Source organism: Pseudomonas extremaustralis (assembly GCF_900102035.1).
Classification (GTDB): Bacteria; Pseudomonadota; Gammaproteobacteria; order Pseudomonadales; family Pseudomonadaceae; genus Aquipseudomonas; species Aquipseudomonas extremaustralis.
This window is the reverse complement of record NZ_LT629689.1, coordinates 2,248,550-2,273,017: the sequence shown is the minus strand read 5'-3', so window position 1 is coordinate 2,273,017 and position 24,468 is coordinate 2,248,550. Positions and strand designations below refer to the sequence as shown.

The window sequence follows — 24,468 nt, the reverse complement described above, 5'->3', positions numbered from 1 at the left end:
GTTGAACGGTTCCGGGTCTATGCTGGTCCACTGACCTCTACCGTCAGATCACACAGGTGAACGAAATGGCCAAGACTTACAGCTACGCTGCCCAGAACGCCAAGGACTCACTCAAGCCCTTCACCTTCGAGCGCCGCGCGCCGGGGGCCGAAGATGTCCAGATCGACATTCTTTACTGCGGCGTCTGCCACTCCGACCTGCACACCGTGCGCAACGAGTGGAACAACACCCTGTACCCATCGGTGCCGGGCCATGAGATTGTCGGCCGCGTGACGGCGGTGGGCGCCGATGTGACGAAGTTCAAGGTCGGCGACCTGGCCGGTGTCGGGTGCATGGTCGACAGTTGCCAACATTGCGCGTCCTGCGCCGAAGGCGAGGAGCAATACTGCGAGAACGGCTTCACCGGCACCTACAACGGCCCGGTGTTCGGCGGTGAAAATACCTTCGGCGGCTATTCGGACAACATCGTGGTCAAGGAGAAGTTCGTACTGCGCATCTCCCACGACGACAGTAACCTGGCCGCCGTGGCGCCGCTGTTGTGCGCGGGCATCACCACCTATTCGCCGCTGCACCACTGGAAGGTCGGCCCCGGTACCCAGGTCGGCGTGGTCGGCCTGGGAGGCCTGGGCCATATGGCGGTGAAGATCGCCCACGCCATGGGTGCCCATGTCACGTTGTTCACCACCTCACCGAACAAACGCGAAGACGGCCTGCGCCTGGGCGCCGACCGGGTGGTGGTGTCGAAGAACCCGGACGAAATGGCCAAGGTCGCCAACAGCCTGGACTTCATCCTCAACACCGTGGCCGCGCCGCACAACCTGGATGCGTTCCTCAACCTGCTCAAGCGCGACGGCACCATGACCCTGGTCGGCGCCCCCGACAGCCCGCACCCGTCGCCGACGGTGTTCAACCTGATCTTCAAGCGCCGCAGCCTGGCCGGTTCGTTGATCGGCGGTATCCAGGAAACCCAGGACATGCTGGATTTCTGCGCCAGGCACGGGATCGTCTCCGACATCGAAATGATCGATATCCAGGGCATCAACGAGGCCTATGAGCGCATGCTCAAGGGCGATGTGAAGTATCGGTTCGTGATCGACATGGACAGCCTGAAAAAACAAAGCCACGCCGCTTGACCCTGGTAGGAGCGGGCTTGCCCGCGAAAGTCGCCAACGATAACGCGTTCATCCTGGATAAACGCGGCGCGCTTGGGTTCTTCGCGAGCAAGCTCGCTCCTACCATGGGCGGCAGTTGTAGGAGGGGGGGTTGAAAGGAATCGTCGCCCCCGGCCGCGTCGTCGGGGGCGGTGAAAACCCGGTCAAAACGTCTATTTCAAATACCAGCCCCACGGCTCCTCGCTGACGTACTCGGTGACCTGCTTGACCTCCAGGTAGTTGTGCAAGCCCCATTCCCCCAGTTCGCGGCCGATGCCACTGTGTTTCATGCCGCCCCACGGGGCCTCGACGAAAGTGGGTTGGGAGCAATTGACCCAGACAATCCCGGCCCGCAGTTGGTTGGCCACCCGCGTACTGCGTTGCGGGTCGGCACTCATCACCGCCGCCGCCAGGCCGAAGCGGCTGGCATTGGCCATCTGCAGCGCCTGTTCCTCAGTCTTGAAACGCTTCACACACAGCAGCGGGCCGAACACTTCTTCGCGCCAGAGGATGCTGTTGTGCGCTGGTTCGTCGAAGATCGCAGGCTCCATGAAATAACCCTTGTCCAAGTGGGCAGGGCGTTTGCCGCCGGTGAGCAGGCGGGCGCCGCTGGCCAGGCCCTGGTCGACAAACCCGAGCACCTTGTCGTATTGCCCCTGGCTGACCAGCGGCCCGAGCAGCACACCGGGTTCCAATCCCGGGCCGAGGGTGATTTTGCGGGTTTCATCCACCAGCCGCTCGATCAGACGCGGGGCGATGCCGTCCTGCACCAACAGGCGCGAGGTGGCGCTGCACACCTGGCCCTGGTTCCAGAAAATCCCGAACAGAATCCATTCCACCGCGGCTTCGACATCGGCGTCGTCGAACACGATAAATGCGGATTTGCCACCCAGTTCCAGGCTGATGTTCTTGATGTCCCGCGCCGCCGCCGACATGATCTTCGCCCCGGTGGGCACGCTGCCGGTAAAGGCCAGTTTGTCGACGCCGGGGTGCTCGGTCAGCGGGCTGCCGGCCTCGGCGCCCAGGCCGGTGACTACGTTCAACACGCCGGGCGGCAAGCCGATACGGTCAGCGGCGCCCGCCAGCTCCAGGGCGGTGAGGGGGGTCAGTTCCGAAGGTTTCAACACCACCGTGGCACCGGCGGCCAAGGCGGGGGCGACCTTCCACGCAGCCATCAGCAGCGGGTAGTTCCAGGGGATGATCTGCCCGGCCACGCCGATCGGCTCATGGCGGATGCGGCAGCGAAACCGCGCATCGGGCAAGGCCAGCGGCTGGTCCTGGCGCGCGTCCAGCTCCCTGGCCAGGCCGGCGTAGTAACGGAAACAGCCGATGGCATCGCCCACGTCCCACAATGCTTCGGGCAGCGGCTTGCCGTTGTCGCGCACTTCCAGTTCGGCCAGCGCCGGCTGGCTGCGTTCCAGTTCGTCAGCGAGGGCGTCGAGCCATTGCCCGCGTTCCTGGCCACGGGTCTGGCTCCAGCCGTTGTCGAACGCGCGACGGGCTGCGCGCACGGCGTGGTCGATGTCTTCTTCGGTGCCGGCGGCGACGCGCTCGAATACCTGCTCGGTGGCCGGGTCGATCACGTCGAGGTAGCCGCCCAGGTCCGGGCTGACCCACTGGCCGTTGATATACAGGTGGTCACGCATGGGCAGGCTCCTGGGCGCGGCGGTTTTGCAGGTGGCGGGAAGTGAACAGCAGGATCAGTGACACGCAGATGATCACCGTCGACACGGCATTGATCTCGGGTGTGACCCCACGGCGAATCGACGAAAAGATGTAGATCGGCAAGGTGGTCTCCGGGCCGGCGACAAAGAACGCAATGATGAAATCGTCAAAGCTGAAAGTGAACGCCAGCAGGAAGCCGGCCATGATCGCCGGGCTGATCTGCGGCAGGGTCACGCGCCAGAACGTCTGCATCGGCGGCGCATACAGGTCGGCCGAGGCTTCCAGCAGCGCTTTGTCCAGGGTGTCGACACGGCTGCGCACGATGACCATCACCAGGGCCATGGTGAACAGCGAGTGCGCCGCGATCACCGTAAAGAAGCCCATGTTCAGGCGCGGCACCCCCGGCATCCAACTGGCGAGCAATGGGTTGATCAGGTCGAACAGGCTGATGAAGGCGATCAGCGTGGAGATGCCGATGACGATTCCGGGCACGATGATCGCGCAGTAGGTCAGCGCGTCGAACAGCATGCGTACCCGCGCCCCGGCCCGTTGCAGGCCGAACACCGCCAGGGTGCCGAACAACGTGGCAATCAGCGCCGAACACAGCGCGATAAAGGCGCTGTGCCCCAGGGCTTCCATGATGAACGGGTTGCCGAACGCGCGGCCGAACCACTGCACCGAACAGCATTCGAACGCCAGGCCACTGCGTCCGGCGTTGAAACTGAACAGCACGATCAGCGCAATCGGCGCATAGAGAAACAGGTACAGCGAGGTCGAGTAACTGCGCAGCCACATATCACAGGCCTCCGTCGGCAGGGCGGCCGCCATAGCGCGCCACCAGCTTCAAATACACGCCGATGATCACCAGCATCATCGCCACCAGGGTCATCGCCAGCGCACTGCCGAACGGCCAGTTGCGCGATTGCAGGAACAGGTCCACCAAGGCGTTGCCGACAAAAAACACCTTGCCGCCGCCGAGGATCGCCGGGATCAGGAACTCGCCCATCAGCAGGATGAACACCAGCATCACCCCGGTAATGATCCCCGGCGCCGACAGCGGCAGGGTGATGCGCCGAAAACTCTCGAAGGCGCTGGCGCCGAGGTCGGCGGAGGCTTCGAGCAGGCGTTTGTCGAGTTTCTCCAGGCTCACATAGATCGGAAACACCATCAGCGGCAGGTAGCCGTAGACAATGCCGATCAGCACCGCCCACGGCGTGTTGATCAAGCGCACATCCTCCAGGCCCAGGCTGGCCAGCAACGCCGGAATGCCCTTGCCACTGAGGATGAAGATCCACGCGTAGGTGCGGATCAGGAAGCTGGTCCAGAACGGCACGATCACCAGTGTCAGCAGCAACGAGCGGTTGCGGCTGACCTTCACCGCGAGGAAATACGCCAGCGGGTAAGCGGCCACCAAGCACACCAGTGTGCCCAGCGGCGCCAGCATCAGGGTATTGCCGAACGCCGCCGCCCGCGAACCGAGGTTCAGGTAATTGCCCAGGGTGAAGCCCCCGGCGTAGCCGCCTACAGCGCTGCGTTCGCCGAAGCTGAACACCAGGATGATCACCAGCGGCATCAACAACAGCAGCAGGAACCACAGGGTCGACGGCAATAGCATCAGCAGGGTGATACGCCGGCCAAGGCTGCGCCGCTGGCGTTCGGAAACGGGCAGGGCGGTCACCGTGGACGGGTGCGTGGCGGCATGCATGGTGGGCTCCTCAGTGGCCATGGCTGAACGATCAGGCGGACTTGAACCGCGCCATCAACTCGGCGCGGGCCGGGCTGGTGAGCGTGGCGGCGGCGCCGAATTCAAGGGGGCTGAGGGCTTCGGCGGCCGGGTACATGATCGGGTCCTCCAGCATCGCTGGCGGCAGCAGCGCGTCGACGCGCTTGTCGCCGCTGGGGTAGCCGTGGCTCAGCACTTCCAGCTTGTTGTGCTGCGGATCCAGCAGGTAGTTGATGAAGGCGTAGGCGGCGTCTTTGTGCTCCGAGCTTTTGGGGATGGCGAAAAAGTCACTCCACAACTCGCCGCCTTCTTGGCCCAGGGTGAAATGCATCTGCGGCATATCGCGGTGCAGCTGCGACGCGTCGCCGGTCCAGGACATGGCCAGCCAGGCATCGCCGCTGCGCATCGACGGCTGGATGTCCGAGTTGATCGCGAACAGGTGCGGCTTGACCTCGATCAGCAGCTTTTCGGCGTCGGCCAGCTCCTTGGGGTCCAGGGAGTTGAAGCTGTAGCCGAAGCTTTTCAGGGCGTTGCCGATGGCCGTCAACTGGTAATCGTGGACCATGGTGCGCCCGCTGGCCGGACCTTGGGCGGCGGCCCAGAAGGCTTTCCAGCTGGCGGGGCCGTTTTTCAGTTTCTCGGTGTCGTAGCACATGCCGGTGGTGCCCCAGTTTTTCGGCACTGCGTAGACCTTGCCGTCGACGGTGCCCTGGGCGATGAATTTCTGCTGGAACGCCGCGGCGTCGAAGTTGGGGATGCGCGACAGGTCCAGCGGCTCGATCAGCCCCAGGCCCACATAGGTGCTGATGGTGTAGTTGGTCGGCACCAGCACATCCCAGCCGCTGCCGCCGGCCTGCAGCTTGGCGAGCATTTCTTCGTTGGAGCCGAACACGCTCATGGCGACGCGGGCGCCGGTGGTCTTGGCGAAGGTGTCGAGGTTTTCCTGGCTGTGGTAGTTGGGCCAGGTGGCCAGCGACAGGCGATCGCCGAACTTGCCCTGTTCGGCGGCCTCGGCGCTGGAGGTCAGCAGCCCCGGCATGTTGGTGGCGACCACCGCTGCGGCCAGCCCCAGGCCGGTGCGGCCGAGGAACTCACGGCGGCTGATGGAACCGTTCTGCCAGCTGCGCAGGGTTTTGAGAAAGGTTTTCTGGTCCATGACACGCTCCACAATCGTTTGAGAAAAGTGATTTACAACGCCATGGCCAGGCCATTGGCATGATCCCAGCCGACGCTGACCGCCGCGCCGTGTTCGAACGCCTGCACGTCTTCCTGCTGGCGTGGCACGCGCACGCAGACCACGCCGAAGGCCTGGGTGCGCACACGGTATTCGGTACAGTTGCCCAGGTAGATGCGGTCTTCCACGCAGCCGGGCAGCGACACTTCACGGGCGAGCGGGGCGCCTGCGCCGGCAATGCTGATCAGCTCCGGGCGCACCGCGATGCAGCCCTCGGCATCCGCGCCGAGCGCCTGCCCGGTGGGCGTCAGCGGGCTGGTCAGTTCCAGGCCCTGGGCAGTGCGTAGCACCACCGCGTTGCCGTGCAGGCGGCGCACCGTGCCGTTGAACAGGTTGGACTCGCCAATGAAGTCGGCGACGTAACGGCTGGCCGGGGTTTCGTAGAGCTGCTCAGGGGTGGCGGTCTGAATGATCGAGCCGTTGTGCATCACGCTGATGCTGTCGCTCATCGACAACGCCTCTTCCTGATCGTGAGTCACCAGCACAAAGGTGATCCCCACTTCGCGTTGCAGGCGCAGCAGTTCCGATTGCATCTCCTTGCGCAGCTTGCGATCCAGGGCGGCCAGGGGTTCGTCCAGCAACAGCACGGTGGGCTTGTTCACCAGGGCGCGGGCGAGGGCCACGCGCTGTTGCTGGCCGCCGGACAGTTCGCTTGGCTTGCGCTGGCCGAAGCCGCTCAGGCGCACCATCTCCAGGGCCTCGTCGGCCATGCGCAGTTGGGTTTTCTTGTCCGGACGCGGGGTGCGGTAGCGCAGGCCGTAGGCGATGTTTTGCGCGACCGTCAGGTGCGGGAACAGTGCGTAATGCTGGAACACCATGTTCACCGGGCGCTCGAACGCCGGCACCCCGGCCACGTTCTGCCCGGCCAGGCGCACCTCGCCGCGGGTGGGTTGTTCGAAGCCGGCGATCATGCGCAGGGTGGTGGTCTTGCCGCAGCCCGAGCCGCCGAGAAAGGAATGGAACGAACCCCGGCGCACCGAGAAGTTCAGGCCATTGACGGCCTGCACCGCGCCGTAGCGTTTGACCACGTTGCAAAATTCGATGTCGCTGGGCGAAGTGTCGTTCACGGTCTGGCTTCCTCGAGGTGCGGTTTGCGTCGAGGGCCAAACTAGCAATGGGGGTTTTGCGCTGTATATATCCCTTGGGGGATAGAGTCGTTTTCAGCTATCAGGCGACAGCGACCGACTCCTGGCCGGTGAGGTCGCGGATAAACAGGCCGAGCAATTCCGATTGGCTGCCGATGCCGAGCTTGGCGTAGATGTTCTTGCGGTGGATCTTCACCGTGCCAGGGCTGATGTTCAGTTGCTCGGCCACCGACGCGCTGGAGTGGCCGCGCAGCAGCAGTTGCACGATCTCCTGTTCGCGCCCGGTGAGAATGTGCGCACCGAACTGGTCGAAGGCTTCGCGGATCTTGAAGTCCAGGTCCTGGGCCGGACGCGGTTGCTGGGCCTGGCGCAGTTGCCAGGCCTCGCCGATCACCTGTTCCACCACCGCCTGGGCGCATTCGATCAACTGCATCTCGTCACGGCTGAACGCACAACTGGCGGTCGAGCGCATCAACGACAGCACTGCTGTGGCCCCCGCGCCGAGGTCGACGAAAAACGCGATTTCTTCGGCCAGGCCGGTTTGCTGGTAGTAGGTGAGGTAGTACTCGCCGAGGTAGAAGTGGTCCGGCGCGAACTGGCGCAGGCGCCACAATCCAGGCGCCTGGCCACGGGTGCAGGCCAGGTAGAACGGGTCGAGCAGGTAGGGCCCGCACTGGTAGTCATCCACGTACACACCGCGCTTGTCGGCGCCGAAGGTATCGAACAGCGCCAGCGGACGGTGGTTGCCTTCATAGACGAACAGCACGAAGTGATCCACCGGGCATACCTGGCGCAGCCACTGGCTGAGGCCTGACAGCCGCGCATGGCCGGGGACCAGCGCCAACAGGTGGGCGACGCCGGTGGTCCAGAGCTTCAGTTCCTTGGGGCGCATGGTGGATTCGGATGGCAAGGGAATGGCGAAGGATGCACGAACTGCGCCATGGCCTCGCGGACCCACAGGCGCGGGGACGGCGCTCGACGGCAGGGCACCGACATGCCCCGCGAGGGGGCGGCAATGTTACCGAGTGCTACATTTTTGTTTCCGTAGCCTTCAAGGCCGCTGCGGCTTCACCGATGTGCCGAAGGTATTGCCCATGCGCACACTGGTCGCCGCCGGGGTGGCCAGCCCAACCTTGTTCGGCAGCTGTTTTTCCACGGTGACGTTCTGCGCTTCGCGGTTCTTTTGCGCGGCCTTGGTGGCATTCGTCTCACTGCCCATCTGCTGGCTCAAACAGCCATAGTCGGGGGCCTTGTAGCCATCCACCGCGACTTCGGTGCAACTGTCGGCATGGGCGAGCAAGGGCAGGGCGCTGCACAGCATCAGGCTGGCGAGGGTCAGCAAACGTTTCATCGGGGCCTCCTGGCGGGCCCGGTGGAGTGGGCCGTTATGGTGTGCAAGTTTAGTGCAGCGGGCCTCCCGTCACCGTGATGTTTTTTTTGCTATCACCGTAACATCAGGTTCATAAACTGGCCTCAGGATGACGGTTTTCTAGGGCGCGTCGGTCGTGCAGCAATGCAGAGCTGAGGGTGGGCAGAGGGCCTGGAGGCGCGGCGTATGCGCCCTGGTCCTGCTGTTGCTGTTGGCCGGTGGTCGCGCGGCGCAGGCGGAGTCACCGCGCCTGTCGTTGGACCTGCCGGCGCAGGACCTGGAACATGCACTGCAAGCGTACAGCCGCGCCACCGGGATGGCGGTGCTGGTCGACCGCGAACTGACGCGGGGCCGGCGCTCTATCAGTGTGCGCGGTCGTTTCACGGCGCAGGAGGCTTTGGCGATATTGCTGACAGGGAGTGGCCTGATGGCGCGCTATGCACGCAGCGATGCATTCACCTTGCAGTTGCCCGACGTCAGCTCGCCGCCCGTGGCCCGTGGTGAGGCGGCACGTCGCGCAGCACGGATCAACAGCAGTTACGCCGCCGCCTTGCAGCGGGCGATCGAAGTCAGCCTGTGCCGCTCGTCACTGACACGCCCCGGCAGTTTCAGGGCGCTGGTGCAGGTCTGGGTCAACCCGCAAGGGGGGATCGAACACAGCCGGCTGGTCAGTTCCACCGGCGATGAACAACGCGATGAAGCACTGGTGCGCAGCCTGGGCACTGCGCGGGTCGAACGCCCGGCGCCGAGTTCGCTGCGCCAACCGCTGACTTTACTTTTGATGCCCGACACCACAGGAACACGCATGGACTGCACAGCCGGAAAAGGAGGCTCGGACGGATGAAAGACACCGGGCACAGTACGATGGTCAGCTTGTTCCTGGCCTCCTACGAAGACTTCAAGGTGCGCTTGCGCAAGCGTCTGGGTTCGGAGGACCTGGCCAATGACGTCCTGCACGAAACCTATCTGCGTGTCGACCGCATGGACGTGCCGCCCAACCTGGCGCAACCCAATGCCTACCTGTACCGCATGGCCTTGAACATCGCCGCCGACCGCCGCCAGGCCGATGCACGCCTGCTCACGGGCAGCGAGGTGGAAGAACTGCTGCAAAGCACCGACGAAGCCCAGGACCCCTCGCGGGTGGTGGGCGGTCAGAAAGAAATCCAATCCCTGGTCAAAGCCCTCTACGAGCTGCCGGCGCGCCGCCGCCAGATCCTTATCGCCGCCCGCCTGGAAGAAGCGCCGCACCTGGAAATCTCCAGGCGCTTCGGCATTTCCACGCGCATGGTCGAGAAGGAAATCAAGGCTGCCCTGGGCTACTGCGCCAAGCGCCTGGAAAGAAAAGTGATCCAGCGGTTCGGTCCCGGGGCGGGAAAACCGTCTTAGAGTTGAGTCCCTGATAAAACCGTGAGTATGTGCGCGCTTGAATATTTTTAGCCTCTGTGCCACCCGGCAATCCGCCGCCAACCCCCTGCACGATGAAGCCCGCGACTGGCTGCTCCTGCTGACCTCGGGACGCGCCACCGTGGCCGACGCCAAGGCCCTCAAGGCGTGGTGCGCCCAGAGCCCCGAACATGCCCAGGCGTTCGAACAGGCCAAGCGCTTGTGGCAACAACTGGCACCGGCCGCCGAACAGGTCTCGCAGCCCCGCCGGTTCGGCCGGCGTGCGTTCCTCGGTGGCGCACTCGCCGCCTCGGCGGCCGTGGTGATGGTGCACGTTGGCTCCCCCGGCGGCTTTGCCGGCCTTACGGCGGACTATCGCACCGAGGTCGGCGAGCAGCGGCAAGTGCTGCTCAGCGAAGGCATCAGCCTGGAACTCAACACACAGACACGCGTCAGCCGAGTGGGGCAGGGCATTGAACTGCTCGAAGGCGAAGTCGAAGTGCTCGCCCATGTCGCACAGCCGCTCAGGGTCCAGGCCGGCGAAGGCGCGGTAAGCGCCGCCCAGGCGCGGTTCAACCTGCGCAATACCGACCAGACCGTGTGTGTCACCTGCATCGACGGCTGGCTGTCGGTGGACGTCGCCGGCCGCAGCGTGCGCCTGGAGAGCGGCCGGCAACTGACCTATGGCGCCGCCGGCGTGGGCGAACCGGTGGTGGTGGACACCCAGGCAGTCGTGGCCTGGCGCGAACAGATACTGGTATTCAACAACGCCACCCTGGCCACCGTGGTGGACGAGATCAACCGCTACCGGCCGGGGATGCTGGTATTGCTGAACAAACAACTGGGCCAGCGCCGCGTGCAGGCGCGGTTCAGCCTGCAGCAACTGGCAGGGGTGGCGTTGTTGATCCGGGATGCGTATGGGGCTAAGTGTACGGAGTTGCCGGGGGGGGTTGTGTTGTTGAGTTAGGCAGCGCTTGTTTTACCGCTCGGTACCTTTGATGTGCTTGATCAGCGCGTTTGACGGGCGTCGTGTATTAAAAACCGAAGCCGCTGATTTGATCATCAGATCTGGGCTTGGGATCAAGAATGATGATCGGGGTTTTGGTCTGCGCGTCAAAACTCACTTATCTCTAGTTGCTTGATGGTTGTGCTTGCGCCATTGTGTGCGACATTTTAATTGTCATCAGTAAATATTAAATGAAAATCCCCATCATTAAACTCGTAATATCTAGTGCGATACATCCGCTGAAAACTCTCATTATTAATGCCTGGCTCGTTATTTTGGGCTATCCCCATTATTACTACTAATCTGCTATCCACCTTATATTCTATGTCAAATGCCTCCTCGGTATCCTCGTCATATGCTTGATAAACGTTCGGCAGGCTTCGTATGATTTTACCTGTCTCTGCATCAATAACCTCCCCGCAAACTGAAGCGCCAGCGCAATCGCCGGTAAACAAAATATAGTGACCTGCAAAATTTACTGGTTTTTCTGCGGCAGAAATCCTTAAGTCATCCCAGCGCGGGCCGGCACTATCGGTTATTGCCAAATGACTATTTCTGCCCTCATATATATATTCAACTTTGTAGTCTGAAAATTGTGGAGCGCCGGCAAATACTTTGCAACTAAAAAGAACAAGTAATAGAAAAGCGCCGTACACCATTTTATTTGCCATTTTCTTTAGATTCCTTAAGTGCACGAACCATTTCCTCTGGTGTGATGTGAGCAGTATTCAATCCGTCTCCCTGGTAGAACGATACTCCTTCAGATTCTGCGTACCGCTCAACAAATTGTTTTTTACGTGTCGCCGGATGAAGAACTGGCTTGCCTGCTGCATCTTTCAAAATTATTGAGCTGATTTTTTTTCCTTTTCTAACGCCTGCTGAAGCAAACTCTTTTGCCCAGGCATAAATGGCTTCCTCGATATCGCCGTCTGCTTCAAGAAAGTCAATTATTGCTTTTCTCTTTATCTTAATTAAATACTCGCAAAAAATTTTATCCTGCATTGCCTCGTCATATTTTTGGGAGGTGTCCAGCCCCAGTTTGGTTACCGCATCAGCTAAAGTTGATGTTATCAACTGATAGCGACCTGTTGCAAACATCTTATTAGCTTGTTGCTTCTTCTGAACTTCAGCTATGGTCATTGTTGTAAGTTTTGTATTGTAAAATGACCTGAGTGTTGGGGTTGTGGTGTTGTAGGCAGTGTAGTCGTTGTTGGACTCGACCCGACCCAGTAAATTAGCAAATGCACTACGGGCCCAACTTCTATCATCGTTTGAAAACTTCATAATGTTATTGATAAATGCCAAAGGATGAAAGTGATAAACTGATTTTGGCAGTGCAAGCTGCATCGCTCCTGCCATTTCGTCCCAAAAAACCAATTTGTCGATTCTTTCCAGTTCATGTTTAAGTAATTCGGGCGAGTCCTTAAGCATGGCCTTTAATCCATTCCATTTTGGCTCTGAAGACTTCGCTTGCCATTCTGTCGGATGGTAAGCGATAAGTTTTGACCAGGTGCTACGTCTGTGAGGGGCACGCAGTGCGGCTTGCAATTGTGCAGAGGCTGCTATGCCATCTTCAGTGCTCTTGATACCAATTTTTGAAAAGATATCTTGAAAAAAAGCAGGCATGTTTTTCTGGTCTAGAAAACCCTCTGTGTCGGGATTCGACTCTCTTACTATGTTGTAGCCAAGTTTGTTCCAATCATGCTGGCATATGATTTCAACATTTTTCCGGTTGACGTAACCTTCTTGATGCGTTTTAGAATCTAAAATTAAAACCTTGAACCACTCATCACCCTCTGCGTCTTTAATAACATTCGAGCCATCCATAACCGAATAAGAGTCGGCATTCAGCGTAGGCCCTTGCTCGGTAAATATAGGAGCATTATCAGTGCCTGATTTAACAGCGAGTCTCTGTCCTCGTTTGAGGGCTAGGAATTTTCTTCCGTCTATCACCCCCGCAGAATTCTTCAAAAAATCTTCAATGCCGCTATCAGAACTAAATATTTCCACGTGAACTTGATGCTTAGTTTGAATGCCGCCTTTTTCATTTGCCGGCACTTCATACAACCCCATATAGCCTATAGGCTCACCTGCTCTTATCGGCGCATTGGTAATAACAACGCGTTCAAACTCCGCGGGAGTGATATTCTTCCTCGTCACCATCCTTCTGGGGCCGACATCATCTACACAACACCAAAATTTTTCAGGCAGTATGCCTGCGCCTTTTAATCCGGAGTGCTCGGAAGGCACTAGAGTGCATTCAGCCATTGGATATTTTTTTCCATCCTCTAGCGTCAGCCATCGAATCTTATCGCTATAAAAACGAATAACACTGCCGGTGCATAAAACTTGCTCTGGTGAAATTTGAGATCCGGCGCTATCGCCATTTGGCGCACCTCTGACTTTTAGACCGTGTAGCGTGCTCACACTTGCTTCAACAACCCCGTTCCAATAACGGGGAATTGAACGTTCTGGAGGTATAATTTCAGCCAGCCGCTCTTTGCCTAGACTGTTTTTTATTGGGGCACCCTGTTCTTGGATAGCGAACCAAATCACATCTTTTTCTTTGGCCCCGGAAAAGCTCCCCTTTGAAATTCTTCCTTGTGCGAACAGATATTTCCCATTCTCAGTGGGTTGCTCTCGCAATATTTCAATTTCAATCCCGGTAGGTATATTCCCTATAATACGACTTTTAATGTCGTCTATATGGTAGTTGCGCGCAGGCCACCCTCCATTCATGACTTTCAGTTTTCGTATATGCTCACTGTTCTCCTTGTTGTAATCATCATAAGGCAAGATATGCATGTAGAGACTAAAAAATGCCAACTTATTACGTTTGCTTCCTTGCGGCTCTTTGCTAGGCGGAGACTCATACTTATGGCGGACCAAACAAAAAGATGTGGAATATTTCAAAGTTGCGCATATATCTGACCCTATGTATTTCGAAACCAAATGCTGCTTATTTAATCTGTACGCTACAACTACACCATCGCCAATGCAACGGATGGGTTCATTTCGAATACATTGCGGGGCGCTCTTGTCACTGATGTGCAGCCCTCCATGCCAAAAATTGCTCCCGCCTAGGAGATAGTGTCCAGACGTCTCAGCGTCCATAACGTTGTAAAGTTCTTTTATGTTAGGGAATTGCTTGCCGTCAGCCTGACGAAACGGAAATTGCCATGGTTCATCATTATTAACGGCTTCTACCGACTTGGTAGTTGCAGTCGTTGCTTGCGCACCGTCCGGATGCTCCAAATTGGAGATGTCAAACTCGCGCGGATTTACCGTGGCATGCCCCTTGGCCAGATTTGGTTCGCCTTGCGTGCCATTACGTAGGACCTCAAAGTGCAGGTGAGCACCTGTTCCAATACCTGTATTCCCACATAAGCCTACCGTAGCGCCTTTTGCCACGGCGGCTCCCATTGCCAAGGGGGATGGGGTACTCATATGCGCATAGAGTGTATGCACAATCTCTGTGCCATTAGCGTGTTCCAATACCACTACATTTCCATAGCCCGACATGTCGCCTTTATAGACAACCTTGCCCGCACCAGCCGCTGGGATTGATGTGCCACTCGGAGCGCTCCAGTCCTCTCCACGGTGTGCGCGAACTACGCCTGTTACTGGATGAGTACGAGTAGGGTTCCAGCTACTCGTGTAATGGAAAGGTGAACCGGGATTATATAGTTTCATATTTATTACTCGCTGTACTCATTACAATAAAAAATCGAACTTCCGGGTTGTTTCGGGTTGGCAATCAATGTTGGGGATGTATCATTATTTTGATTGAGTTTGATTTTTTTAAATTGATCCATTAATACTGACTCAACGATATCTGGACTTTCTTTTATATAAATGGCATGAACACTAAATGGGCCGATATAAGGGATGGCTATCTGATTTACATGCAGGCGGTAAAAAGTATCAGTCACACAGTAGTACGCCGCCTCATCTATACGACAGGGTTCCAGCTTTCGCTCTGAGAAATACTTGCCGCTAGGTCTATGACTTATAGGGTCGAGAAAAACATTTCTTATACTGCAATCTTCTATTCCGCGAAGCTGCTCTTCCAACGTCGTCTGCGCACTCGCTCCCATCGTTACAAAAACAGCTAGCCCAATAACTGTTTTCATCGCTTGAGCAGAAATCAAAAATTTAAGATTCAACATCAGATTTCCTTTATTCAGAAAACACATAAAACGCGTTCGGCTTAACCCTCTCAGTCCCCCCATTCACCAACGCCCGATCCATCAATCTCCCGGCCTGGTCCTTATCCGCCGCCCCCGGCAACCATGGCGACTTGATCCCGATCCCCATCCCATTCCCCGGCGAACCGCCCGCATTCACCTTCACCTCCGGCCCCATCACTGCGATCCCACCCATATCCACCTTGATAAAACTGCCCCCGGCTTTCACCGTGAGTTCCATCTCGGCGTCGATGATGATCTTCTCGCCGGCCTTCAGGTGAATTTCGTTTCCCGCGCTCACCAACTGCGCCATGCCCACTTTCACGTGTTGGTTTTTTGCGATGGTCAGGTGGTCGTCCATGCGCACTTCCACCTTGCGGTCGGCGTGGGTGATGCGGTGTTCTTCGGCCTTGAGTTCGGTGTAGGTGTTCTGCTCGACGGTGTCGTGGCGTTCGTTGCCGACGCGGATTTTCTGGTCGTGTTCGATGTTTTCGTCCCAGTCGCGCTGGGCGTGCAGGAAGATTTGTTCCTGGCCTTTTTTGTCTTCGATGCGTAGTTCATTGAAGCCACTGCCGCCGGGCGAGCTGAGGGTTTTGAACACGGTGCGGGTTTTGTTCGCTGGCAGTGGGTAAGGAACTGGGTGTTCCTTGTGGTACAGGCAGCCGCTGATCAGCGGTTGGTCGGGGTCGCCTTCGAGGAAGGTCACCAGCACTTCCATGCCGACGCGGGGGATGGCGATGCCGCCGTAGCGGGCGCCGGCCCAACTGCTGGAAACACGCAGCCAGCAACTGCTTTTGTCGTCGCCCCGTCCTTCACGGTCCCAGTGGAATTGCACTTTGACGCGGCCGTGTTCGTCGCAGTGGATCTCTTCGCCTTCGGGGCCGGTGACCACGGCGCTTTGGCTGCCGAGGATGCGTGGTTTGGGATGGTTCAGCGGTGGGCGGTAGAACGCGTCCCACGGCGTGGCGAGAAAACGGTTGCGGTAGCCCTGGTGGAAATCGTCCTCGGTGGTGTCGCTGGTGATGGATTCTTCTAGGACTTGGGGCTGTTTGCCTTCATGAAAAACCTCGGTCAGCAGCCACAGGTCGTTCCAGGCTTTACGTGGGTGATCGGAGAGTTGCAGGAAGTGGCCACTGGTCAGTGTGGTCTGGTCGCCCCAGCCTTCTGCCTGTTGATAGTCGGCACGGTGGCGCTCGACGGCGCGTTGGCTGAGGACGTTGCCACGGTCGCGTGTGAGAAAGCGGCCGGGGTAGTCGTAGTCTTCAAGGTCCGGGCCGGGGTCATCGCCGTGGGGTTTGTAGTCGGCTTCGAGTTGCAGTTTGGGCTTTTCAAAGTCGTAGTCGCGACGGGTCACGCGACCGGTGCGGGTGGCCAGGCGCACGCTGAAGCCTTTGATCACCGGTTCGTCGGCCACCAGGCCGCTGCCTTGGATGTAGGCGGTGGGTTGGCCGAGTCTGGGAAAGACGGTCTGGTCGTCGCCGAACACCAAGACGTGGCCGCGAGTGCTGTGCTGGAAGTGGTAGTGCACGCCTTCTTCTTCACACAGGCGCTGGATGAAATGCAGATCGGATTCGTCGTACTGCACGCAGTAGTCTCGATCCGGGCACGGTTGGCTGAGGTGGAAGCGGTAGGCGTCGCCTTGGATGCCGTGCTCTTCGAGGATCAAGGCGATGATCTGCGGCGCCGACATCTGCTGATAAATACGTTGGTTGGTGCGGTGATGCAGGTATTGAAGCTGTGGCACCAAGGAGAGGCTGTAGCGACTCAGGCGCTTGCCGGCATCGCCTTGGGCGACACGGTAGACCTGGCCGTGTATGCCGTGGCCTTGTGGGTCGAAGGCCAGGAACGCCCGCTTGTGCAGGAGTTTTTCCAGGTCGATGTCGGCTTTTTCGCTGACCAGTTCGACGTCGAAGCGATAGGGTTGGCTGATGCCTTCGGTGCCGGTGAACGAGAGGACTTGCAGGTCGCCGGTGAAGTTTTCGAGGGTGAGACTGAAGTGGGTCTGGTTGGCCGGTGCGAGCATCGCTTTTTCCTTCTGTCACTGAAAAATGAAGGTGCCCAAGGGACGAAAATACCCCGTTGGGGGAGCGCTTCTATTCAAACGGCATGCCAGATAATTAATTTCAATACGAAACAAGCACTTAGATGCAAGCCAGAAGGGAAGGCAGCTTTTTTGGACGAAAAAAGGGGGAAAAGTGCGCAAGAAGTTGCACAGTGCTGTGCAACTTCTTGCGCACTTGGCTGCAGCCCTTGTGAATCAAGGGCTGTAGGGGATTTATGGGTGGGTTTTCAGCTTTTCACTGTGCAACTTTTTGCCATGTGGAGAGGTGATGAAGAACCTGCTTGTGCATCGGGCGACCGCGTAAAAAACTACCTGAGCGGCCCTACCACTTGGCGATACCGTTCAACTCCCTGAGGGGTGTCTCTCACCAGGCTGACTTCCAGCCCCAATGGATCTTCGCGACGGTTTCCGCTCAACTGCCGCCATCCCTTGTCCGCTTCCCAGACCCGCACCTGCAAATCACTGACTCCGCTCAACACCACCACCCCATCCTTCGCCGCCGGCAGCGGGTAGCGGTCGCGCGCGGGGGCGGCGGCGCGATACAGGTTGTCGCCCTTGAGCCACCAGCGCACCCGTTGCAGGCCATCTCCCGCGACGGGGGCGCTACGGATCACGTCCAACCGAAAGCCTTTGCTGTCGGAACTGCGCACAGTCACGGCTGCCAGCCCTGTTTCTTTGCTGGCATCGTCTCGCGAGTTCAGTTCGACGCTGGCCCTCAGGTTGATATCGCGCTGCATCTGGTTCAGCGCGCGCAGCAGTGTTTCGGTCTGTTCGGTGCTGGCCTGCAGGTGTTGATCGGCGCGGGTCACGCTGTCGAGTCCGCGCCAGGCGATCAGGCTGACCACGGCCATCAGCAGGATCGCCACCATCACTTCGATCAGGGTGAAGCCTTGCTGGGAGGGGGTCATGGCTGGGCCACCACGCGCATCAAGCCCGTGGCGTCGCGTTGCAGGCTGAGGCTGTGTTGGCCGTCGGAGAGCACCACTCGCAGCGGTGGGTTGATCCATTCGGCGTCGAGGACAAGGGTTTGGCGCGGTTCGATGTTGACCTGCATCGGCGTGCTTTCCCATTGGCGCGGGCGTAGTTGGGCGTCGCGGGCGAAGGTGTCGACGCCGCTGCCGTCGTCGCTGCGGCGGTTGAAGCGAAAGCCTTTGGCGTCGGCGCGCCAGGTGATCGGGCGCCCATCGGCGCGGGCTTCGGCCTGGGCGATTTGCAGCAGTTGGCCGAGGCGCTCGGCGTCCTTGCGCAGCAGGTGCAGCGGGTCGGGTTTGATCGTCAGGCTGATGGCGGCGCTGGCGATGCCGATGATCACCAGCACCACCATCAGCTCGATCAGGGTGAAGCCTTGCTGTTTCATGGTGTGGCCTCTTGAGAACCGGGGAGCTTGTGAAATAAAAACGTGCGAATTGATCGGTACGCTGTGGCGATGGACAAACAGGAGGTCCTGCCCATGTTCTTTACCTCGCGTTTTTCACCGGCCCATGGCGTACAACTCATGGCGTTGCTGGCGGCGGTGGCGGGTGCGGTGATCTGGACGCCGCTGCTGCTCACCTCCGCCGAATCCCACACCCCGCCGGTCGCACCCCAGGCCCTCGCGGCGGGCACCGAAAACCCGGCGCTGCAATGGTTTTCCAACGTGCCGACGGCGCTGCAGGTCAAGGTCTCGGGCGTGCTGGCCGGGGCGCGCGGGGCGGTGGCGATCCTCAGCCTCAACGACGGCCCGCCGCGCGGTTTTCTGTTGGGGGAGCGCCTCAGCCCCGGCGTGCGCTTGACGGCCATTGAAGGCGACGGCGTGGAGATCGAGCGCGGCGGCGAAAAGCAGCGCGTGAAGCTCGACACATTGCCGCAAGGGCCGGCACTGCCACGCCTCACTCGGCCCTGACCTGTGTCGACAACCTTGCCAGCGGCGGCGCTTCGCGGCTGGCGTCGAGCACTTGCACATCGACCTGGAACAGCGGCCCATCCGCGCTGAGGGTTTGCTCGCAGCGCAGTTTCAACCGGCCTTGATCGCATTCGAAGGTCCTCTTGCCGCTGCGTAAATGCCCCTCCAGGCGCAGTTCCGCCAAGCGACTCTGCGCCGCCAGCAACGCCATGGATTTGTCCCGCAGCAAGCTGTTGCTCTGGGTCATCAACCCGGCCACGCGCACGGCCGCCGCCATGGCCACGGCGATGATCGCCAGCGCCACCAGCACCTCGATCAGGGTAAAGCCTTGCTCCTTGCGACGGCGATACATGGCGCACTCAAAGCCGGGAAACAGGCCCGCAGACTAGCGCCGGCAGTTGACCGATTGGCGACCGAACCTCCCGAGCATTTTCAATACGACTGACATGTGTTCTTGCAACACTGCGCCCCGAAATGCACTCAAGCCGAGGAATGTCGAGATGGATATCGCGTGCCTAACATCCCCATTGCCAGGCCCTCGCGGCCAACGTGGCTTCACCCTGATCGAGATCATGGTGGTGGTGGTCATCCTCGGGATCCTCGCAGCGATGGTGGTGCCCAAGGTCCTCGATCGGCCGGACCAGGCGCGGGCCACGGCGGCGAAACAGGACATCGCCGGGTTGATGCAGGCCTTGAAGCTGTATCGCCTGGACCACGGCACTTACCCGAGCATGAACCAGGGCCTCAAGGTGCTGGTGGAGCGCCCGGCCGATGCGAAGAACAGCAACTGGCGCGCCTACCTCGATCGCCTGCCCAACGACCCCTGGGGCAACCCTTATCACTACCTCAACCCGGGCGCCAACGGTGAGGTCGATGTGTTCTCCCTCGGTGCCGACGGCCAGCCGGACGGCGACGGTGTAAATGCCGATATCGGCTCCTGGCAGTTATAAGGCGCGCCATGAAACGGTATTCGCCCACAGCGGCGAAGCAACGCGGCATGGCGATTATCAGCGCCTTGCTGATCGCGGCGGTGGTGGCGGTGATGGCGGGGGCCATGCTCACGCGCCAGAGCGTGTTCACCCGCAGCCTGGAGGCGGAGCAACTGCGCATCCAAGGCCAGTGGCTGTTGCAGGGTGGCCTTGAACGCAGCCAGCAGTTGCTCTGGGACGCGCGCCAGAAGGACGTGTTGACACGCCTCGACCAGCCCTGGGCCCGCGCCCAGACCGGCGTGTTCGAGGGGCGGCTGGAAGACGAGCAGGGCAAGTTCAACCTGCGCAACCTGGTCAATCGCCAGCAGCCGGATACCGAACAATTGCAGAGCTTCGAGCGCCTGTGCCGGCTGATCGACGTGGACCCGGCCGTGAGCCGGCGCATCAGCCAGAGGGTGATCGCGTCTTACCCGCAGAACGGCTTGCCTGCCCGCTACCCGATGTTGCGCAGCCTCGACGACTTGAGTGGCCTCGAAGGCCTTGACCCGCTGATGTTGCAGCGCATGCAGCGCTACATCAGCGTGTTGCCCGGCCAGACCTGGGTCAACGGCAACACCGCCAGCGCCGAAGTGCTCAGCGCAGTGGTGCCCCAGCTCAATCTGGCCCAGGCCCACGGGCTGGTGGCCGAGCGCGACAGCGGGCGCTGGTTTATCAACCGTGGGGATTTCGTCAACCGCCTGCAACTGCCCCAGGTCGCGGTGGATACGGTGCAGGTGGGCATCACCAGTGAGTGGTTTCGCCTGCGGGGCCAGGCGCGGCGCGAACAGCGGCGGGTGACGATCGACGCGCTGTTGCATCGTGCTGAAGCCCGCCAGCCAGAGGTGATCTGGTCGCGGGTGGGCGTATGAAACGCTTGCGCATCGGTTTGCCGCCCCTGGATCAACTGAGCGTCGACAGCCGCGTGACCTTTGCCTGGCTGGAGCGTGGCGTCGTGGTGGATGAGGGGTTCGCCAGCCTGGCGCAGTTGGGTAAGCACCGTCAGGCGCTCGATGCTTTTCTGCACCCGCGCGACAGCCTGTTGACCAGCCTCGAGCTGCCGCCACTGCCCGGCGCGAAAACCGCCGCTGCCTTGGCCTGTGCGGCGCAGGCACTGATCCTCGGTCCCGTGGAACAGATGCATGTGGCCCACGGCCCGCGCGAAAGCGATGGGCGCGTGCAGGTGGGCTGGGTGCCCAAGGCCGGACTGGAGCGGCTGGCCCAGGTCTTCGCGCAGGTGCCGCTCAAACTGCGTGGCCTGTACCCGGCGCCCTATGCCTTGCCGGTGGGTGCGGCGGCGTTGCACGACGGCTATCTGCTGACACGCGACAGCCTGCAACAAGGGGCCGTGCACCCGTTGGGGCTACAGGCGCTGGACGTACCGCTGGTGGAGATGACGCGACGTTGGAGCGGCCCGGTGCCCGGCTGGGGCTTGCATGCGCGCCTCGGCCAAGCGCCCAGCGGCGGATGGGGCAGGGCGCTGGCCTGTGTCGCGCTGGCAGCGGCCATCTGGACGACCGGCCTGAACCTGTACGCCGCCCGTCAGGCGGACGAAGGCCAACGGCTCAAGGCATTGATGAGCCAGCAGGTGCGCCAGGCATTTCCTGAAGTGCCGGTGGTGCTCAACCCCTTGCAGCAAGCCCGCCAACAACTGGCCGCACGTCAGAGCGGCGCGGCTGCCGGTACCGGCCAACGCTTCGGCAGTCTGCTGCAACTGGCGGGCAGTCACTTGCCGTTCATAGTGGGCAGCGTCGACAGCCTGACCTTCGAGCAAGGCCGCTTGCAATTGACACTGCTCGCCGACACTCGTCAGCCGGCGGCCGGGGGCGACTGGCAGGCGGCGCTGGCCCAGGCCGGTGTTGCCGCCGAACATGACGGGCATACCTGGCATATCGGCCCGGCCCAGGTTGCCGAGAAAGCGCAGGCCAGCGATGAATAGCGCTCAGCGGTTACGCAACCGCGCCCAGGCATTCTGGCGGGGGCTGGCCCCACGCGAAAAACATCTGCTGATCGGTGCCGGGCTGGTCCTGGCGAGCCTGTTGACCTGGCTGGTGCTGGTGCAGCCGGCATTGAAAAAGATCACCTACTGGCAGGCCGAAACCCCCAAGTTGCGCGCTCAGGCCACGGCCTTGCAGGCGCTGCTGCAGGATGTCGGCGCGCCTCGGGCCGCCGACGAAGCCGGGCTGCGCCAGACCCTGGATGACGCCGGCTTGCAAGGGCATTACCAAGTGCAGGCGCTGGATGCCGGCGCCTGGCTCCTGACCTTCGATAACGCGCCGGCCGACGCGGTGGTGGGCTGGCTGCTGGGCAATCCCCGTTCATTTGCTTTGGAGGTGTCCGAGGCGCGTTTGCAGCGCGCCCCGGACGCCGTCAACCATTCGGCCGGCACTGTGTCCGGGACCGTTCGCATGGATCAGGCGCTTGGCGCTAAGGAAGCTTCATGAAGTGGTCAGTCCCCCATCACGCGCCTTTTCGCAAAGTCGCGCCGTTGTTGCTGCTGGCGTTGAGCGCGTGCAGCGCCTCCGGGCCAAACACGCCGTTGCTGGTGGACAGCGAACTCGGCCAGCCGTTGGCCGAGACCCGCCGTAGCGGTGAAAGCCCGCTGGATCGCCAGCGCGAAGACATCCCGAAGGCGCGCCAGCCGCACCCGGTGACCAGCAGCGCCCGTGGCCACGCCCCGGCGCCCATCAAGGCCGGCAACCCCCTGGGCGACCAGCCGGTGCAGCTCAACTTTGTCGACGCGGACATCCAGGCGGTGGTGCGTGCGTTGTCCCGCGCCACCGGCCAGCAGTTTCTGGTGGACCCACGGGTGAAGGGCAATCTCACCCTGGTCAGCGAAGGCCAGGTGCCCGCGCACCAGGCCTACGACATGTTGCTGGCGGCGTTGCGCATGCAGGGCTTCAGCGTGGTGGATGTGGGCGGCGTGGCCCAGGTGGTGCCGGAGGCCGATGCCAAGTTGCTCGGCGGGCCGATGTACAGCGCCGGCAGCAGCGGCATGCAAACCCGCACCTTCCGCCTGCAGTATGAGAATGCGGTGAACCTGATCCCGGTGCTGCGGCCCATCGTATCGCCGAACAACCCGATCAACGCCTACCCCGGCAACAACAGCATCGTCATCACCGACTATGCGGAAAACCTCGCGCGCGTGGCCCAGATCATCAATGGCATCGACACCCCCAGCGCCATCGACACCGATGTGGTCAGTGTGCAGAACGGCATCGCCGTGGACATCGCCGCGATGGTCAGCGAGTTGCTCGAAACCCAGGGCGCCGACCAGACCCAGAAGATCAACGTGATCGGCGACCCACGCTCCAACTCGATCATCATCCGTTCCGGCAGCCCCGAACGTACCGAGCTGGCGCGCAACCTGATCTACAAACTCGACAATGCCCAGAGCAACCCCAGCAACATGCATGTGGTGTACCTGCGCAACGCCCAGGCGACCAAGCTCGCCCAGTCGCTGCGCGGGCTGCTCACCGGCGAGAGCGATGCCGGGGTGAGCGACGAGGCCCGTGGCAAGCTCAGTGCCATGGGTGGCAACAGCAAGACCGGCCAGGGCACCGGCAGTGCCCAGAACAGCGCCGGCACATCCACCGGCAGCGGCGCGCAGTCGGGCTATGGGCAAACCAGCGGTGCCAGTAGCGGCACCAGCAGCGGCGGCACCGCCAGCGAGCCGGACACCGCCTTCAGCGCCGGCGGCGTGACCCTCCAGGCGGACGCCACCACCAACACCTTGCTGATCTCGGCGCCGGACCCCTTGTACCGCAACCTGCGCGAAGTGATCGACATGCTCGACCAGCGCCGTGCCCAAGTGGTGATCGAAAGCCTGATCGTTGAAGTGGGCGAGGACGATGCCACCGAGTTCGGCGTGCAATGGCAGGCCGGCAACCTGGCGGGCAAGGGCGGGTTTGGCGGGGTCAACCTCGGTGGCAGCGGCCTGGCGAGCACCGGCAAGACCGGCCTCGACGTGCTGCCCAAGGGCTTGAATATCGGTGTGGTCAACGGCACCGTGGACATCCCGGGGATCGGCAAGGTGCTCGACCTCAAGGTGCTGGCCCGGGCGCTCAAGAGCAAGGGCGGCACCAACGTGCTGTCCACGCCCAACCTGCTGACCCTGGACAACGAAGCGGCGAGCATTTTCGTCGGGCAGACCATCCCGTTCGTCACCGGCAGCTACGTGACCGGCGGCGGGGGCACCAGCAACAACCCGTTCCAGACCGTGCAGCGCGAAGAGGTGGGGCTCAAGCTCAATGTCCGGCCGCAGATCTCCGAAGGTGGCACGGTGAAGCTGGATATCTACCAGGAAGTCAGCAGCGTGGACACGCGGACCTCGGTGGACGCCGGCACGGTGACCAACAAGCGCGCGATCGACACCAGCATTCTGTTGGACGACGGGCAGATCATGGTGCTCGGCGGGCTGCTGCAGGACGGCTACAGCCAGAGCAATGACGCCGTGCCCTGGCTGGCGGATATTCCAGGGTTGGGCGCGTTGTTTCGCAATGAAAAGCGCAGTGTGAGCAAGACCAACCTGATGGTGTTCCTGCGGCCCTACATCATTCGCGACAGTGGCGCGGGGCGCAGTATTACCCTGAACCGCTATGAGTTCATGCGCCGCGCCCAGGGTGGCTTGCAGCCGGAGCACAGTTGGGCGATGCCGGATGTGCAGGCGCCGCAGTTGCCGTCGGTGGAGAAGGCGATTCCGGGGGATGGGCCCAGGGCGGTGATCAGGGCGGTGCCGGTAGGTACACGACCATGA

24 protein-coding genes are annotated in these 24,468 nt (G+C 60.9%); 10 read left to right on the top strand and 14 right to left on the bottom strand.

Annotation, left to right across the window (positions count from 1 at the left end; genetic code table 11):
* Positions 1–65: 65 nt before the first annotated feature.
* On the top strand, positions 66–1,133 hold the full coding sequence (locus tag BLR63_RS10345) for an NAD(P)-dependent alcohol dehydrogenase (protein WP_010564224.1): 1,068 nt from the start codon (positions 66–68) through the stop codon (positions 1,131–1,133).
* Between the two features lie 191 nt (positions 1,134–1,324).
* On the opposite strand, the gene BLR63_RS10340 is transcribed toward BLR63_RS10345, so the two are convergent.
* The 7 genes from BLR63_RS10340 to BLR63_RS10310 form a co-directional block, all read right to left on the bottom strand.
* Positions 1,325–2,797, bottom strand: a complete 1,473-nt coding sequence (locus tag BLR63_RS10340; protein WP_010564225.1) for an aldehyde dehydrogenase family protein — start codon at positions 2,795–2,797, stop codon at positions 1,325–1,327.
* Positions 2,790–3,611: an ABC transporter permease gene (locus BLR63_RS10335; protein ID WP_042946652.1), complete on the bottom strand. Its 822-nt coding sequence runs from the start codon at positions 3,609–3,611 to the stop codon at positions 2,790–2,792. The genes BLR63_RS10340 and BLR63_RS10335 overlap by 8 nt, the downstream gene beginning before the upstream one ends.
* 1 nt (position 3,612) lies before the next feature.
* Positions 3,613–4,521, bottom strand: a complete 909-nt coding sequence (locus BLR63_RS10330; RefSeq protein ID WP_010564227.1) for an ABC transporter permease — start codon at positions 4,519–4,521, stop codon at positions 3,613–3,615.
* A gap of 31 nt (positions 4,522–4,552) precedes the next feature.
* Positions 4,553–5,695, bottom strand: coding sequence for an ABC transporter substrate-binding protein (locus BLR63_RS10325; protein WP_010564228.1), 1,143 nt, complete (start codon positions 5,693–5,695; stop codon positions 4,553–4,555).
* Between the two features lie 32 nt (positions 5,696–5,727).
* A complete protein-coding gene (locus BLR63_RS10320) occupies positions 5,728–6,840 on the bottom strand; it encodes an ABC transporter ATP-binding protein (protein WP_010564229.1) in 1,113 nt (370 codons plus the stop codon).
* Between the two features lie 100 nt (positions 6,841–6,940).
* The gene (locus BLR63_RS10315; RefSeq protein WP_010564230.1) at positions 6,941–7,750 is read right to left on the bottom strand and encodes a response regulator transcription factor; all 810 of its coding nucleotides are present in this window, start codon (positions 7,748–7,750) and stop codon (positions 6,941–6,943) included.
* A 159-nt stretch (positions 7,751–7,909) separates the two neighbouring features.
* Complete coding sequence (locus BLR63_RS10310; RefSeq protein ID WP_010564231.1) at positions 7,910–8,209, bottom strand: hypothetical protein; 300 nt, start codon at positions 8,207–8,209, stop codon at positions 7,910–7,912.
* 217 nt (positions 8,210–8,426) lie between these two features.
* Here BLR63_RS10310 and BLR63_RS10305 point away from each other — a divergent pair, with 217 nt between their 5' ends.
* The 3 genes from BLR63_RS10305 to BLR63_RS10295 are packed head-to-tail and all read left to right on the top strand — an operon-like array spanning position 8,427 to position 10,577.
* Positions 8,427–9,071: a secretin and TonB N-terminal domain-containing protein gene (locus BLR63_RS10305; RefSeq protein ID WP_042946654.1), complete on the top strand. Its 645-nt coding sequence runs from the start codon at positions 8,427–8,429 to the stop codon at positions 9,069–9,071.
* Positions 9,068–9,613: an RNA polymerase sigma factor gene (locus BLR63_RS10300; RefSeq protein ID WP_010564233.1), complete on the top strand. Its 546-nt coding sequence runs from the start codon at positions 9,068–9,070 to the stop codon at positions 9,611–9,613. The genes BLR63_RS10305 and BLR63_RS10300 overlap by 4 nt, the downstream gene beginning before the upstream one ends.
* A 37-nt stretch (positions 9,614–9,650) precedes the next feature.
* The gene (locus tag BLR63_RS10295) at positions 9,651–10,577 is read left to right on the top strand and encodes a FecR family protein (protein WP_010564234.1); all 927 of its coding nucleotides are present in this window, start codon (positions 9,651–9,653) and stop codon (positions 10,575–10,577) included.
* A gap of 206 nt (positions 10,578–10,783) precedes the next feature.
* Here BLR63_RS10295 and BLR63_RS10290 read toward each other — a convergent pair whose 3' ends face one another.
* The 6 genes from BLR63_RS10290 to gspH form a co-directional block, all read right to left on the bottom strand.
* Positions 10,784–11,287, bottom strand: coding sequence for a hypothetical protein (locus BLR63_RS10290; protein ID WP_010564235.1), 504 nt, complete (start codon positions 11,285–11,287; stop codon positions 10,784–10,786).
* Positions 11,277–14,309 carry a peptidoglycan DD-metalloendopeptidase family protein gene (locus tag BLR63_RS10285; RefSeq protein WP_081480354.1) on the bottom strand — a complete coding sequence of 1,011 codons (3,033 nt, stop codon included), beginning with the start codon at positions 14,307–14,309 and terminating at the stop codon, positions 11,277–11,279. The genes BLR63_RS10290 and BLR63_RS10285 overlap by 11 nt, the downstream gene beginning before the upstream one ends.
* A gap of 5 nt (positions 14,310–14,314) precedes the next feature.
* Complete coding sequence (locus BLR63_RS10280; RefSeq protein ID WP_083365945.1) at positions 14,315–14,785, bottom strand: hypothetical protein; 471 nt, start codon at positions 14,783–14,785, stop codon at positions 14,315–14,317.
* A 10-nt stretch (positions 14,786–14,795) separates the two neighbouring features.
* The gene (locus BLR63_RS10275) at positions 14,796–16,826 is read right to left on the bottom strand and encodes a type VI secretion system Vgr family protein (protein WP_010564237.1); all 2,031 of its coding nucleotides are present in this window, start codon (positions 16,824–16,826) and stop codon (positions 14,796–14,798) included.
* 347 nt (positions 16,827–17,173) lie between these two features.
* Positions 17,174–17,773, bottom strand: a complete 600-nt coding sequence (gspJ, locus tag BLR63_RS10270) for a type II secretion system minor pseudopilin GspJ (protein WP_010564238.1) — start codon at positions 17,771–17,773, stop codon at positions 17,174–17,176.
* On the bottom strand, positions 17,770–18,222 hold the full coding sequence (gene gspH / locus BLR63_RS10265) for a type II secretion system minor pseudopilin GspH (protein WP_010564239.1): 453 nt from the start codon (positions 18,220–18,222) through the stop codon (positions 17,770–17,772). Before gspH ends, gspJ begins: the two co-directional genes overlap by 4 nt.
* Positions 18,223–18,315: 93 nt before the next feature.
* Between gspH and BLR63_RS10260 the strand changes: the two genes are divergently transcribed.
* Positions 18,316–18,747: a type II secretion system protein N gene (locus BLR63_RS10260; RefSeq protein WP_010564240.1), complete on the top strand. Its 432-nt coding sequence runs from the start codon at positions 18,316–18,318 to the stop codon at positions 18,745–18,747.
* Here the strand turns inward: BLR63_RS10260 and gspI are convergent.
* The gene (gene gspI / locus BLR63_RS10255) at positions 18,734–19,099 is read right to left on the bottom strand and encodes a type II secretion system minor pseudopilin GspI (protein WP_010564241.1); all 366 of its coding nucleotides are present in this window, start codon (positions 19,097–19,099) and stop codon (positions 18,734–18,736) included. The genes BLR63_RS10260 and gspI overlap by 14 nt on opposite strands.
* Positions 19,100–19,247: 148 nt before the next feature.
* On the opposite strand from gspI, the gene gspG reads away from it, so the two are divergent.
* The 5 genes from gspG to gspD are packed head-to-tail and all read left to right on the top strand — an operon-like array spanning position 19,248 to position 24,468.
* Positions 19,248–19,697: a type II secretion system major pseudopilin GspG gene (gene gspG / locus BLR63_RS10250; protein ID WP_010564242.1), complete on the top strand. Its 450-nt coding sequence runs from the start codon at positions 19,248–19,250 to the stop codon at positions 19,695–19,697.
* A gap of 8 nt (positions 19,698–19,705) precedes the next feature.
* Complete coding sequence (gspK, locus tag BLR63_RS10245; RefSeq protein WP_156791901.1) at positions 19,706–20,584, top strand: type II secretion system minor pseudopilin GspK; 879 nt, start codon at positions 19,706–19,708, stop codon at positions 20,582–20,584.
* The gene (gene gspL, locus BLR63_RS10240; RefSeq protein WP_010564244.1) at positions 20,581–21,651 is read left to right on the top strand and encodes a type II secretion system protein GspL; all 1,071 of its coding nucleotides are present in this window, start codon (positions 20,581–20,583) and stop codon (positions 21,649–21,651) included. Before gspK ends, gspL begins: the two co-directional genes overlap by 4 nt.
* Complete coding sequence (gene gspM, locus BLR63_RS10235; protein ID WP_010564245.1) at positions 21,644–22,156, top strand: type II secretion system protein GspM; 513 nt, start codon at positions 21,644–21,646, stop codon at positions 22,154–22,156. The genes gspL and gspM overlap by 8 nt, the downstream gene beginning before the upstream one ends.
* Complete coding sequence (gene gspD / locus BLR63_RS10230; protein WP_010564246.1) at positions 22,153–24,468, top strand: type II secretion system secretin GspD; 2,316 nt, start codon at positions 22,153–22,155, stop codon at positions 24,466–24,468. Before gspM ends, gspD begins: the two co-directional genes overlap by 4 nt.